General features: G+C 61.1%; 13 protein-coding genes. 6 read left to right on the top strand and 7 right to left on the bottom strand.

The annotated features are described in order from the left end of the window. Positions 1-52 precede the first annotated feature (52 nt). Complete coding sequence (locus BUC04_RS19830; RefSeq protein ID WP_067661871.1) at positions 53-232, top strand: hypothetical protein; 180 nt, start codon at positions 53-55, stop codon at positions 230-232. A gap of 75 nt (positions 233-307) precedes the next feature. On the opposite strand, the gene BUC04_RS19825 is transcribed toward BUC04_RS19830, so the two are convergent. From BUC04_RS19825 to BUC04_RS19815, 3 genes are read right to left on the bottom strand one after another with little or no spacing between them, the layout of a single operon-like run. Next, positions 308-799: a hypothetical protein gene (locus BUC04_RS19825; RefSeq protein WP_067661869.1), complete on the bottom strand. Its 492-nt coding sequence runs from the start codon at positions 797-799 to the stop codon at positions 308-310. 13 nt (positions 800-812) lie between these two features. Then, the gene (gene can / locus BUC04_RS19820; RefSeq protein WP_067661868.1) at positions 813-1,469 is read right to left on the bottom strand and encodes a carbonate dehydratase; all 657 of its coding nucleotides are present in this window, start codon (positions 1,467-1,469) and stop codon (positions 813-815) included. A gap of 41 nt (positions 1,470-1,510) precedes the next feature. Continuing rightward, positions 1,511-3,718: a sensor domain-containing diguanylate cyclase gene (locus BUC04_RS19815; protein ID WP_143165806.1), complete on the bottom strand. Its 2,208-nt coding sequence runs from the start codon at positions 3,716-3,718 to the stop codon at positions 1,511-1,513. Positions 3,719-3,889: 171 nt separating this feature from the next. On the opposite strand from BUC04_RS19815, the gene BUC04_RS19810 reads away from it, so the two are divergent. Continuing rightward, positions 3,890-4,408 (top strand): GNAT family N-acetyltransferase, encoded by a 519-nt coding sequence (locus tag BUC04_RS19810; protein WP_073326110.1) that lies wholly within the window; start codon positions 3,890-3,892, stop codon positions 4,406-4,408. Here the strand turns inward: BUC04_RS19810 and pdxH are convergent. Together pdxH and BUC04_RS19800 are read right to left on the bottom strand one after the other, a co-directional pair. Further along, positions 4,299-4,937, bottom strand: a complete 639-nt coding sequence (gene pdxH / locus BUC04_RS19805; protein WP_067661863.1) for a pyridoxamine 5'-phosphate oxidase — start codon at positions 4,935-4,937, stop codon at positions 4,299-4,301. The genes BUC04_RS19810 and pdxH overlap by 110 nt on opposite strands. A 33-nt stretch (positions 4,938-4,970) precedes the next feature. Next, the gene (locus BUC04_RS19800; protein WP_082766733.1) at positions 4,971-5,798 is read right to left on the bottom strand and encodes an AraC family transcriptional regulator; all 828 of its coding nucleotides are present in this window, start codon (positions 5,796-5,798) and stop codon (positions 4,971-4,973) included. A gap of 80 nt (positions 5,799-5,878) precedes the next feature. Here BUC04_RS19800 and BUC04_RS19795 point away from each other — a divergent pair, with 80 nt between their 5' ends. Continuing rightward, a complete protein-coding gene (locus BUC04_RS19795) occupies positions 5,879-6,775 on the top strand; it encodes a DMT family transporter (RefSeq protein WP_067661860.1) in 897 nt (298 codons plus the stop codon). Here BUC04_RS19795 and BUC04_RS19790 read toward each other — a convergent pair. After that, positions 6,760-7,134, bottom strand: coding sequence for a VOC family protein (locus BUC04_RS19790; RefSeq protein ID WP_067661858.1), 375 nt, complete (start codon positions 7,132-7,134; stop codon positions 6,760-6,762). The two genes, BUC04_RS19795 and BUC04_RS19790, sit on opposite strands and share 16 nt — an antisense overlap. Positions 7,135-7,361: 227 nt before the next feature. Here BUC04_RS19790 and BUC04_RS19785 point away from each other — a divergent pair, with 227 nt between their 5' ends. Next, positions 7,362-9,422, top strand: a complete 2,061-nt coding sequence (locus BUC04_RS19785) for a M13 family metallopeptidase (RefSeq protein ID WP_067661856.1) — start codon at positions 7,362-7,364, stop codon at positions 9,420-9,422. 51 nt (positions 9,423-9,473) lie between these two features. On the opposite strand, the gene BUC04_RS19780 is transcribed toward BUC04_RS19785, so the two are convergent. Beyond that, positions 9,474-9,986 carry a lipocalin family protein gene (locus tag BUC04_RS19780; protein WP_067662114.1) on the bottom strand — a complete coding sequence of 171 codons (513 nt, stop codon included), beginning with the start codon at positions 9,984-9,986 and terminating at the stop codon, positions 9,474-9,476. Between the two features lie 143 nt (positions 9,987-10,129). Between BUC04_RS19780 and BUC04_RS19775 the strand changes: the two genes are divergently transcribed. Both BUC04_RS19775 and cls read left to right on the top strand, forming a co-directional pair. Beyond that, positions 10,130-10,948: an endonuclease/exonuclease/phosphatase family protein gene (locus tag BUC04_RS19775; RefSeq protein ID WP_067661854.1), complete on the top strand. Its 819-nt coding sequence runs from the start codon at positions 10,130-10,132 to the stop codon at positions 10,946-10,948. A gap of 67 nt (positions 10,949-11,015) precedes the next feature. Further along, a complete protein-coding gene (gene cls / locus BUC04_RS19770; RefSeq protein ID WP_067661852.1) occupies positions 11,016-12,476 on the top strand; it encodes a cardiolipin synthase in 1,461 nt (486 codons plus the stop codon).

The following is a 12,476-nucleotide window of genomic DNA, read 5'->3' as shown; positions in this document are numbered from 1 at the left end:
TAGAGGCCAGAAGTAAGGGCTTTTTCATTAAGCGAAGCATGGAGGTACCTTAATGACTACAAAAGAATCCCAGCTCGTCGCCCTGTTGCATGAGCGCTTTGAAAACGCCGAGTCCATCGCTGAGCTACGAGAGTGCCTTCGTGATGTGGAAGAGGAGCTGCACGCGGTGTTTGCCGACGAGCTGTCCCGCTTCGTCAGCCAAGAGCAAGGCGAGCAGCAAGAGCAGGCATAGAGAACAGGCACAGTGACCTGACCGGATACAACAACGCCACCCGAATGGGTGGCGTTTTTTTATGGGACATTGGCGTCAGGGCTCGATGGCACGATACTCGGCGGCATGGCCCTTAACCCACTCACCGTTTTGCAGGTAATAGGCCTGGTGGGCCATGGAGCCATCGGGCAACAGGCGAACCTCGGCCTTTACCTCGGTGATCCCCTGTTCCGAGCCCGTCACCGTCTCATGGGAGATCATGGTGTCGCCTTCGAAGGTTACCTGCCCTCGGGTGTAAAACCCGGCGGTGGTGAAGTAGAAGAACTCCAGCTCCTCCAGCGCCTTGTTGTAGACGATGAAGGTCTCACCCTCGTACTCCCCCTGATTGAGGCTGTGGCGGATCCGCACCGCCTGGCCCTGCAGCGCCTCTTCCCAGGTGGAGATGTCCACCATAGGACGCTCTGGGGTCGAGTTGCTGAACTCGCCCCGCCAGGTCTTGCCGACCATGGGGGCCAAAGGCTCAAAGGCCGGCGCCAACTCCGCGCTCAGGGAAAAACTGCACAACCACAGCAACACCATCGCACGCATCGGCGCCTCCTTGTCATTCGGTGTGTTCTTGTCCCAGTTTCAGGATGGCACGCTGAGCGGTGGCCGCCAGCGGCGTCTCCGAATCAATCCGCATGCCCAGGTCATTGAGCAGGCCATCGGCCACATCGTAGATCCAGCCGTGAACATTCAGCTCCTGGCCCCGTTGCCAGGCATCCCGCACGATGGTGGTCTGACAGGTATTGATCACCTGGGCGATGACGTTGAGCTCACACAGGCGACGGAAGCGGGTCTCTTCCGGCAGGCTCTCCAGCTCCTCACGATGGGACTCATACACATCGCGCACATGGCGCACCCAGTTGCCAGCCAAGCCGATCGCCTGGTTGTCCATCGCCGCCTTCACCCCACCACAGCCATAGTGGCCCACCACCATGATGTGACGCACCTTGAGGTGATCCACCGCGTACTGGATCACCGACAGAGCATTAAGGTCGGAATGCACCACCACGTTGGCGATGTTGCGGTGAACGAACACCTCACCAGGGTTGAGATCGATGATCTGGTTGGCCGGCACCCGGCTGTCAGAGCAGCCGATCCAGAGATACTCCGGCGATTGCTGATTGGCCAGCTTGCTAAAGAACTCCGGATCCAGGTCGGTCTTGGTTTGGGCCCACGCCTGGTTGCGCTGAAAGAGGTGCGTCAGTTCCGCCATATTCATCCATTGAGTCTGTTGTCTATGCAATGGCGCCCAGTCTAACCCGAACCCTTGGTACCGGTGGTCGGGGTAGCTGTGTTTTCCAGGCTGACTGCAGGATTTTTGTTCGGTTCCTGAAGGTTAGCGTGAAAACAGACTTGGTTACGGCCATTGGACTTGGCCCGATACAGCGCTTTATCGGCGGCATCCAGCCAGGTCTGGGCGCAATCCGACCACTGGCTGTCCACGCTGATCACCCCAATGCTGGCGGTGAGCATCAGGGCCCGCTCGGTGTCGGTCTGGGCCATCGGGGTGCAGGCGATGCGCTGACGCAGCGCATTGAGCTGCTGCTGAGCATTCTCCCGGTCCAGCAGTGGAAGCAGCAGCACAAACTCTTCGCCACCATAGCGGGCCAACAGATCATTACGACGGCCAAACTGCTCCGCGACGGTGTTGGCAAAGGCACGCAGGCATTGGTCCCCCACCAGGTGGCCATGCAGATCGTTGATCGACTTGAAGTGGTCGATATCCAGGATCGCCAGGGTCATGGGCTGGCCGGCACGCAAGCAAAGCTGGCGCAGGGTTTCGAATTGCTGTTCGAAATAGCGCCGGTTGAATGCCCCGGTGAGGCCATCGCGCATCGCCAACTGCTCCAGCCGGGCATTGGCCTGGGCCAGCTCCTCGGTACGCCGTGCCACCTTGCACTCCAGCTCCTCGTGGTGGGCATGGATCGCCTGGCGCTGGGTCTCCAGCTCCTCCCGCAACACCAGGATCTCACGGGCTGACCCACTGGGCAGTCCCGGCAAGGGGCGCTCGCCCAATTCTGGCTGGGCAATGGCCCGGGCCAGATTCTCCAGCGGCTTGGTCAGGTAGCTGCTGAGGTATCGGGTCAGCGCCGAGGTCAGCACCAGGGCCAGCAGCAGCATCCCCAGCCCCAACACAAACTGCTGCTCTGCCCGCTCGGCCGCCGGCCGGTAGGGCACCAGCAGCTGCAACTGCCAGTCGTTATTCATGGTGTAGGACTTGCTGAAGTACTCCGGCAGCGGGATCTCCGGCTGGGTCAGCGACAATTCGGCGGCGTGTTCGCCGGTTTCAGGCTTACGGATATACAGCTTGGCTGGCTGTAGCAGGGTCAGGGGCAAGCCGTTGGAGGCGGAGATCACCCGGCCACGCTGATCCATCAGCACCATCTTTTGGGTCTTATCCAGATCGTTGAACTGGTGCAGCTGCGACAACGCCAGGGTTGCCTCCACCATCCCACCTAGGTTGCCGTCGGACTGGTACCAAGGTGCTGCCATCACCAACACCGGCTCCAGTCCGCCGACTCCACCAGCGTACACCGCCGACTGGTAAGGGCGGGCGTGGCGCACCGCACTTTGGTAGGCCGCGTTCTCGGCACTTTGCGAGCGCAGCGGCGCACCGGGATCGGTATCCACCAGGATAACGCCGCGATCGTCAGTCACCCCCAGGCGGAGAAAATCCGGGTACTGGCGCTGCAACTGCAGCAGCGAGGTGCGCTGGTCGACCCGCACATCCGGCAGCCAATGGCCGGCAATCGTCAGGGCGTCCATGTGGCGCTGGAGAAAATCATCGAACTGACCGGCCAGCTGGGCGCTGTTGTCCTTCATCTGACTGAACAGCAGGGTTTGCTGGGCGCGCATTAGGTGGGAGGTGTAGACCAGCAGCGACACCATCAGCATCAGGGTGGTCAACAGCACCAGGGCGTGGCTCAGCTTGTGGCGAAACTCTCGAACCAGCACCGGTTGCTGACGCAAGCCCTTGGACCAGACCTTGGGCACCATCAGCACCGCCACACTGGCCGCAGCACTGTAGAGCATGCCATTGAAGCCCTGCTTGAGCACGGTAAAGGCGATGTACTCCCGCTGCAGATCAAACAGGGTGGCAAACAGCAGTGCAGTCAGCGGCATGCCGATCAATACCCAATAGAGCAGATCGGCGTAGAGCAGGTACCAACCCCGGCGCCGCATGGCGGTAACAAACAGCGCCTCCAGGCCAAAGGTGAGGTAGATGATGGGGTGGCCCCAGCTGATGTAGAGCCCGGTCAGGGTCAGTAGCGCACACCAGGCGACCGCCGCATAACCCAGCCGGCTGGCGCAGAAGATAAAAAGGGCGTTGCCCAGCACCAGCTGGATGTTGGAGAACAGGGGAATGGGGAACAGATTAACCAGCAGGCCGACCAGGCCCAGTCCGGTCGCCATCATCAGACGACGGCGGCCACGGGGGCCGCCAAAACGTTTCCATGTCATCCGGTCTTGCTCCTGCTTGCGGCCAACGAGGTTGCCCTCTGTGGTACTGGGGTCTACACCTAAGGCTTGTCTCTAAGGCTCGCTCACCCTGCGCTGAATGCGACAAGGCGAGTCTCTCGGGGCGCCAGGTCTGCATAGCGCCCCTGTTTCCACCCGGTCACGAGAGTGTTTATGGTCATTCGCCAAGCTAGCTTACAGGATATTAACAAGCTGCGTCAGGTGTTTCTCAGTTGCGAGAGTAACGACGAGCTGGATATGTCCCGGCTGGTTCGATTCATCGCCAGCCAGGGTCGTACCTTCGTCGCCCAGGTTGATGGTGAGGTGACGGCGTTTGTGGCAGTCAATAAGGTCAGCCCGGGGATCCACGCTCTCTATGTGGAGCCGCAAAGCCAGGGACAGGGGCTAGGCCGGGCGCTGATGGAAACGGCCCAGACCTATCTGCAGCAACTCGGCGTGAAGCGCGCCACCTTGCACTGTGCGGTCAACCGCCCCGCCCAGCATTTTTACCGGGCGCTGGGCTGGCAATGTCGCCGTGGTGATGGGTTATGGAGCCGCCGTTTGCCGGCGGCCCAGGGCGGTACTAGGGTGCCAGACGCTCAATGGACCAGCCGTCTTGCTGACGCTGATACAGGAAGCGATCGTGCAACCGACGACTGCCTCCCTGCCAAAACTCGATGGTATCTGGAATGATCCGGTAGCCGCCCCAGAAATCCGGCAGCGGCACCTCGCCTTTGGCAAACTTCTCCTTCATCTTCATAAAGCTGCCTTCCAACACGCTGCGCGCGCTCAGGGTACTGCTCTGCGGCGACGCCCAGGCGCCGATCTGGCTGTCCCGGGGCCGGCTGACGAAGTAGCGCATCACCTCGGCGGTGCTCAGCCGCTCGGCGCGGCCGGTAATGTGCACCTGGCGCTCAAACTCGTGCCAGGGAAACAGCATGCTGACCAAAGGGTTGTGCTCAATCTGTTTGGCCTTGCGACTGCCCAGGTTGGTGTAAAACACGAACCCCCGCTCATCAAACTGCTTCAGCAGCACGATGCGTTGAAACGGACAGCCGCGCTCATCCACGGTTCCCAGGCTGAACGCGGTAGGATCCGCCAGCTCTGCCCCCTTGGCCTGATCAATCCAGGTTTCAAACTGCTGGATCGGGTTGTCCGGCAGATCATTGCGGCGCAAGCCACCCTGCAGGTACTCTCGCCGTATATCGCTCAGATCACGCACGTCGTCTCTCCATAACCTCTTTTCTCCGCCAGTCTACCCCAGTTGTCGCTGCGCGTTGAGCCCCCGCTCGCGACGATACTGCTCCGGCGACATTCCCGCATGACGACGAAACAGGGCGATGAAGGCCGACGAGGTACTGTAGCCCAGCTCCAGGGCCACCTCTTTGATAGACAAACCTTTTCGCAACAGCGACAGGGAGGCAAGAAAGCGCAGCCGGCCACGCCATTCGCTGAAGCTCATGCCCAGCTCCCGCTGGAAATGCCGTGCCAGGGTACGCTCGGTGCTGTGGCGCCGCTGGGCCCACACCGCCAGGGGGTCATCATTGGCTGGGGCACTTTGCAAAGCGCGCAGGATGGGCTTGATCAAGGGATCATCACTGTCGGGCAGATAGACCGGCTCAGGATCGGCTTGCAGCAGTTGGTCGAAGATCACCTGGGCCAGGCGACGGTCTGCCGCACTGGTGGGGCTGTTGATCTCACGCCGGGACAGATCCGCCACCACCGCCCGCAGCAGTGGCGATATCTTGATCATGCAGGGCTGGCTGGGCAGCTGCCCGGACCATTGGCGATTGAGGTAGAGCGCCCGGTAGGCCACCCGCTGGCGGCTGTAGCTGGAGTGGATCACATCCGGCGGGATCCAGATCCCGTACTGGGGTGGCGACAGCCAGCGCTGCTGCTCTACCCCGATCTCCATAACACCTCGGTCCACCACGTTGAGCTGACCCCATTGATGGCGGTGCGGCAGAAAGGTGGTTTCCGGCGCTACCTCCTCTTTTAACAGGTATATCTCCCCTTCGGGCTCCAGCGGCAGGGGGTAGCGATCCACCCCGTCATTCAACTTGTCCTGATCCCCGTGCACCATGTCCGATTTGAGCTATTTGATTGTTAATCGACACTATACAATGCCCGCGCAGTTTACCGCCAGGCCAGAGAGGAGTTGCCGTGCACCCGTTTTGTTACCCCCTGATCGCCGTCGTCCTTTGGGCCGGGAATACCCTGGTTGGCAAGGTCTCAGCGGAGGTGATCTCGCCGGCAGCCATCTCGTTTTACCGCTGGGCCCTGGCGGCCCTGATCCTAACCCCCTTCATCCTGCCCCAGGTCTGGCGATTGCGCCGAGTGGTAACGGCCAACCTGCTTAAGCTTTCCGTGCTGGCGGGATTGGGGATCGTGGCGTTTCAAAGCCTGGCCTACGTGGCGGCGGCCAGTACCAGCGCCACCAACATGGGGCTGATCGGCGCCACCGTGCCGCTGATCACCATGGTGTTCAGTACCTTGATCCTGCGTGACGCCCCCACCCTGGGTGGCCTGTTCGGTGCACTAATCTCCTTTACCGGCCTGGCAATCCTGCTCTCCGGTGGTGACCTGGCTGGCCTATCAAGCCAAGGGGTAAACCGAGGTGATCTGCTGCTGTTGGCCGGCGCCAGCGCCTACGCCCTGTATGGGGTGCTGATCCGTCGCTGGGTGATCCCACTGAACCTGTGGCAGTCGCTGTACGTGCAGATCCTGTTTGGCCTGGTCTGGCTCTCCCCCGCTGCCCTGCTCAGCCCCAGCATGGCGGTGAGCAACGAAGCACTGCCGCTGGTGCTGTTTGCCGGCATCGCCGCCTCCATCGTCGCCCCCTATTGCTGGATGAAAGGGATCGATATCCTTGGTGCCAATAACACCACCATCTTTATGAACCTGGTGCCGTTGATGACCACCGCCAGCGCCGTCGTGCTGCTGGGGGAGCAACTCAGCTGGGCCCATGGGGTCGGCGGCAGCCTGATCCTCAGCGGTGTGTTGCTGGCTCAGCTGTGGCGCCGGGCGCTGCCCAGCCTGCGTCCTCAGCCGGCGGACTGATACAGCGCCAGCACCGCCCCCGCCGGGTCTTGTACCACCGCATAGCGATCCTCCCCCAAGGCCTTGGGCCCGGCGATGCACTGACCACCGGCCTGGGCTACCTTGGCCAGGCTCTCCTCCAAATTGGCCACCGCCACATAGAGCAGCCATTGCGGCGGCATATCCGCATTGCCGCCACGGGCGTGGCACACCCCCGCCACCATCTTATCGCCCGCGACCATGGCAAAATCGTCGTAGCCCTCCATCGCCACGGTCTGGATCTGCCAGCCCACCACCTGTTGATAGAAGTGGGCGACCGGCACCGGATCGTCCACGGTCAGATCCTGCCAGACAAAACTGCCGGGGTTTGCGTCGTTCATCTCGAACTCTCCTTGCTGGAGCAATGGGCCTGGATCCCATAGTAGTGCCCGGCCCAAGGCGCTGCCTGTTCAATCCCCTTCCCTTTTTGGCTAACGCATAGAAATTGCAGTGTTAATTGACACCTGGAGTTACAACTTTGTGGCCTGGATGCTTTGAATCTGTTCGGTGCTCTCGTAGTATCCGACACTGGCAAGATTATAAATTGTTCAACCATAAGGATAAGTGGATGAAGAAAGTCATCATTGGCGGGCTGTGCGCGTCCGCCCTGGTACTGGCGGCCTGCAGCCAAAACGTCAGCCAGCCCAGCGCTACCGCTGAAGCGGTGCAGCAAGCCCTGAACTCCGGTATCGAGCTGGCCAACTTTGACCAAAGCATCCGGCCCCAGGACGACTTCTACGGCCATGTGAACGGCAGCTGGCTCAAGACCGCAGAGATCCCCGCGGATCGCACCACCACCGGCGCCTTCTATGATCTGCGCGAGAAAGCCCAGAAAGACGTGCGCGACATCATCGACGAGCTGGCCGCCACCGACGGGCTGACCCAGGGCAGCGATGAGCAGAAGGTGGCAGATCTGTACCGCTCTGTGCTGGATACCGACACCGTCGAACAGCTGGGGGTAACCCCACTCAATGGCGAGTTTGAGCGTATCGCTCAGCTCAACGACAAGTCAGCGGTGTCAGCCTACTTTGGCCATGCCCAGACCCTGGGAGTCGGCGTCCCCTTCGTCTACTACATCAACGTCGACGCCAAGCAATCCACCGAGTACGCGGCCTATCTGTATCAATACGGCTTGTCACTGCCGGATCGGGATTACTACTTCAACGAAGAGGAGCGCTTCGTCACCCTGCGTGACCAGTTCCGCGCCCACGTCGAGAAGATGTATGAGCTGGCCGGCCTGGAGGGCGGCGCCGAGGCGGCCGATACCGTGCTGGCACTGGAAACCGCGTTGGCTGAGCACCAATGGACCCGGGTAGAGAATCGTGACAGCGAGAAGATCTACAACAAGATCCCGCTGGCCAAGCTGCCTGACCTCGCCGACAACTTTGACTGGACCGCCTACCTGACCGCACTGGGCCTGAATGAGCAGCCTCACCTGATCGTCAACCAGCCCACCTACATCGAGGGCTTTAACCAGGTGTTTGACCAGTTCAGCGTTGACCAGTGGCAGACCTACCTGACCTGGGCGGTACTGACCAACTACGCCGGCAGCCTCAACCAGGCGTTGGATGACGAGAACTTCGACTTCTTCGCCCGCAAGCTCAATGGTCAGGCGGAGCCGCAGGCGCGCTGGAAGCGTGGCGTGGACAAGGTCAACGCCGACCTGGGCGAGGTGATCGGCAAGATCTACGTTCAGCGTCACTTTACTCCCGAAGCCAAGGCCCGCATGTCGGAGCTGGTGGAGAACCTGCGTAAGGCCTATGGCCAGAGCATCGACGAGCTGGATTGGATGAGCGAGGAAACCAAGGCCAAGGCCAAGGTGAAGCTGGCGGCCTTCACGCCCAAGATCGGCTATCCGGACCAGTGGACCGATTACTCCGCTCTGAGCATTCAGGCGGACGATCTGGTGGGTAACACCATGCGTGCCGCCCAATGGAGTCACCAGCACGAGTTGGAGAAGCTGGCCGGCCCGATCCGCAAGTGGGAATGGCACATGAACCCGCAGACGGTGAATGCCTACTACAACCCCACCATGAACGAGATCGTGTTCCCCGCCGCCATCCTGCAGCCGCCGTTCTTTAATATGGAAGCGGATGATGCGGTCAACTATGGCGGCATTGGCGCGGTGATCGGCCACGAGATGGGCCACGGCTTTGACGATCAGGGCTCCCGCTTTGATGCCGACGGCAACCTCACCAACTGGTGGACCGAAGAGGACCTGATGGCGTTCCAGCGCCGTGGCCGCAAGCTGGTCAAGCAGTACGCCAGCTACCAGGTGTTTGACGATCTCAGCGTCAATGGCCAGCTGACCCTGGGTGAGAACATCGGTGACCTCTCCGGTATCACCATCGGCCTCAAGGCCTACCAGCTCTCGCTCAATGGCCAGCCCGCGCCGGTGATTGACGGCATGAGCGGCGAACAGCGCCTGTTCTACGGCTTTGCCCAGATCTGGCGCGCCAAGTACCGGGAGGAGGCACTGCGCAACCGGGTTGCCACCGATCCCCACTCGCCGTCGCAGTTCCGTGCCAATGGCCCGCTGTCGAACGTGCCGGAGTTCTACACCACCTTTGACGTCAAATCGTCCGATGCGATGTACATCCCGGAAGAGGACCGGGTCAAGATCTGGTGATTCGAGTGTTCACTGAAAATCCCGGCCAATGGCCGGGATTTTTTTGTTGGCTTACTCCTGGGCCACCCAGATCAGCGCGTCGGTATCGAAGCCCCGCGCGGCAGCCTGCTCGATAAAGCGTTGGCGCACCGAGGCGCTCACTTGCGGGGTGCGTGCCAGCAACCAGAGGTAATCGGTGCTGTTCCCTGCGACAAAGGCGTATTGGTACTCCGGCTCCAGATCGAACACCACGTAGCTGCCGAAGAAGGGCCCAAAGAAGGAGACCTTAAGGTGGCCAACCTCGTCGGAGCCGACGAAATAGGCCCGCCCTTCCGCCTCCTGCCAATCTCCCTGCTCGGTGTCAAAGCCGCGGTTGAGCACCCTGACGCCGCCATCGGGCCGCATCTGGTACTCAGCAGTGACTCGCTCCATGCCCCGCTCAAATGAGTGGTCCAGCCGCGCTATCTCGTACCAAGTGCCCAGGTAGCGATCCAGCTCAAACGATTCGACCGGCTCCACCCCTTCAGGCAAGCCGGTACAGCCCATCAGCAAAGACACCATCGCTACGCTCAGCCAGCGCTTTATCCTGTTCAATCCCATCCCATTCTCCTTAGTTCAAGTCCCTGGACAGCCGGCCCGCAAGTCACTCAGCGTTGGCCCCTGACATTGCACCAACTCAAACGATGCAATAGGCTGAGGCCTGTCGTCCATAGGAAGTTTGTCCAACCATGCTACGCCCGCTGCTCCCCGTCGCCCTCGCCTTAACCCTCGCCGGTTGTCCCTACACCCCGGTGGCGGAAGCGGTGCGTCATCAGCCTGATCCCATGGCACCGGCACTGGCGGATGAGATCGTGTTGCTCAACTGGAACATCTTCAAGCAGGTCAACAACCCCGAGTGGCAACAGGAGTTTCGCTCGCTGCACGCCCAGTTTCAGCCGGATCTTATCACCCTGCAGGAGGCCAACCTGGGTCCGGCGCACCTGGCCGTGGCCGAGCGCCATGGCTACGTCTTTGGCCCCAACCTGGTATTGGATGAAAAACAGCGCTCCGGCGTGCTCACTGCTGCCAACGTCAATCCCAGTCGCTACCAGACCTTCCTGTCGGATGCCCGCGAACCGCTGCTCTCCACTGCCAAGGTATTCGTCCTGACCGAATATCCCATCGAGCAGCGGGAAGAGACACTGATGGTGGTGAACATCCACGCCATCAATTTCGTCTCCGCCACCACCTACAACACCCAGCTGTTCCAGCTGGAGCAGGCGGTGCGGGAGCACCAGGGCCCTCTGATCCTGTCCGGCGACTTCAACAGCTGGAGCGGCGCCCGCCAGCGCCAGCTGACCGCGATGGCCACCAGTTTGGGGCTGCAGCCGGTGGACTTTGGCGACAAGCTATCGGCCACCTTTATGGGCCAGCCCCTCGACCATGTTCTATACAGTCCGCACCTGGAAGCGGATCTCGCCTGGATCGGCCACGAATTCGAGAGTTCCGATCACTATCCCATGGTGGTTCGCTTCCGCATACGTGACGATGCCCAGCAAGCCCAGTGACAAACACTTGTCTGACCAGGGCTCTTCGACTTAAATTATTGAGTTTGCTTTTATAAAACGGGATGGCATGGACAAGATCTATCTGATCGCGGGCTGGTTGAGCGTGGCGCTCTACTGGGTGATCGTCGCCGGGGTGTCGCTGCGCATTGCGCTCAAGCGCCGCGCCGTGGGTGTCTCCGCCGCCTGGTTGCTGATCATCTTCATCCTGCCGCTGTTCGGCGTTGCCCTCTACCTGCTGTTTGGCGAGGCCAACCTGGGCCGAAGCCGTCGCAGCCGGGCGCTGCAGATCTTCTCCGGCTACCGCGACTGGTTTCAGCTGATCGAGCGGGATCATCGCCAATACCAGGGCAACATGGGCCCGAACGCCCACCCTATCCACGCCCTGTGTTTTAACCAGTTGGGGATCCCCAGTACCCTGGGCAATGATCTGACCCTGATCAGCACCCCGGACGACATCTTCGATGCCATCATCAAGGACATTGGAGAAGCCCAGCGCCACCTGCAGCTGGAGTTTTACATCTGGCACCCCGGCGGCCGCGCCGACGAGGTGGCCGAAGCGCTGATCGCCGCCAGCGAGCGAGGGGTGGAGGTGTACCTGCTGCTGGACGCCAGTGGCAGCCGCGATTTCTTCCGTACCGACTGGCCCAAGCGGATGCGCCAGTCCGGCATCCAGGTATCCAAGGCCCTGGCGGTAAACATGTTCCGCATGTTCTTGCGGCGCATGGATCTGCGCCAGCACCGTAAGATCATCACCATTGACCACCAAATCGGCTATACCGGCTCGATGAACCTGGTGGATCCCCGCTGCTTCAAGCAGGGTGCCGGTGTTGGCGAGTGGATCGACGTGATGGTGCGGGTCACCGGCCCCGCCGTGCCCACCCTGGCCGCACTGCAAGCCTGGGACTGGCAGGTGGAAGGCGGCGACTGCCTGCTGGACCGGCTGCCCACAGCAACACCGCCGCTGGGCAGCGCCAACCATAACCACACGGTGCAGGTGATCCCCTCAGGCCCGGCGCTGCCGGAAACCGTGATACAGAAAACCCTGTTGCTGGGGATCTTCCACGCCCGTCGCAGCGTGACCCTCTGTACCCCTTACTTTGTCCCCTCAGAGCACCTGATGGAGGCGCTGGTTACCGCAGCGCAAAGTGGCATCCGGGTGGACCTTATCCTGCCGGACAAGAACGACTCCACCATGGTGGAGTGGGCCAGCCGTAGCTACTTCGAGGAGCTGCTGCGGGCGGGTGTGCGGATCTACCGATTCCAGGGCGGCCTGCTGCACACCAAGGCGGTGTTGATTGACGATGACCACTGCCTGATCGGCACGGTTAACCTGGATATGCGCAGCCTGCAGCTCAACAGTGAGGTAACCCTGGCGGTGGATGATCCGGACTTTTGCTCCGAGCTGACCGAGCTGATGGCCAGCTACCGCAATCACTCCTATCAGCTGGATCATCACCTCTGGCAGCAGCGCCCGCTCAACAAGAAGCTGACTGAGCAGTTCTTCTACATGTTCGCGCCACTGCTGTAG

This window comes from Ferrimonas marina (assembly GCF_900129905.1).
Taxonomy (GTDB): domain Bacteria; phylum Pseudomonadota; class Gammaproteobacteria; order Enterobacterales; family Shewanellaceae; genus Ferrimonas; species Ferrimonas marina.
This window is presented reverse-complemented; position numbering and strand designations above follow the sequence as displayed.

Coding starts and splice junctions, on each gene's coding strand:
- BUC04_RS19830 (WP_067661871.1), top strand. CDS start 53: ATGACTACAAAAGAATCCCAGCTCGTCGCCCTGTTGCATGAGCGCTTT.
- BUC04_RS19785 (WP_067661856.1), top strand. CDS start 7,362: ATGAAGAAAGTCATCATTGGCGGGCTGTGCGCGTCCGCCCTGGTACTG.
- BUC04_RS19810 (WP_073326110.1), top strand. CDS start 3,890: ATGGTCATTCGCCAAGCTAGCTTACAGGATATTAACAAGCTGCGTCAG.
- BUC04_RS19815 (WP_143165806.1), bottom strand. CDS start 3,718: ATGACATGGAAACGTTTTGGCGGCCCCCGTGGCCGCCGTCGTCTGATG.
- cls (WP_067661852.1), top strand. CDS start 11,016: ATGGACAAGATCTATCTGATCGCGGGCTGGTTGAGCGTGGCGCTCTAC.
- BUC04_RS19790 (WP_067661858.1), bottom strand. CDS start 7,134: ATGAACGACGCAAACCCCGGCAGTTTTGTCTGGCAGGATCTGACCGTG.
- BUC04_RS19775 (WP_067661854.1), top strand. CDS start 10,130: ATGCTACGCCCGCTGCTCCCCGTCGCCCTCGCCTTAACCCTCGCCGGT.
- BUC04_RS19800 (WP_082766733.1), bottom strand. CDS start 5,798: ATGGTGCACGGGGATCAGGACAAGTTGAATGACGGGGTGGATCGCTAC.
- can (WP_067661868.1), bottom strand. CDS start 1,469: ATGGCGGAACTGACGCACCTCTTTCAGCGCAACCAGGCGTGGGCCCAA.
- BUC04_RS19825 (WP_067661869.1), bottom strand. CDS start 799: ATGCGTGCGATGGTGTTGCTGTGGTTGTGCAGTTTTTCCCTGAGCGCG.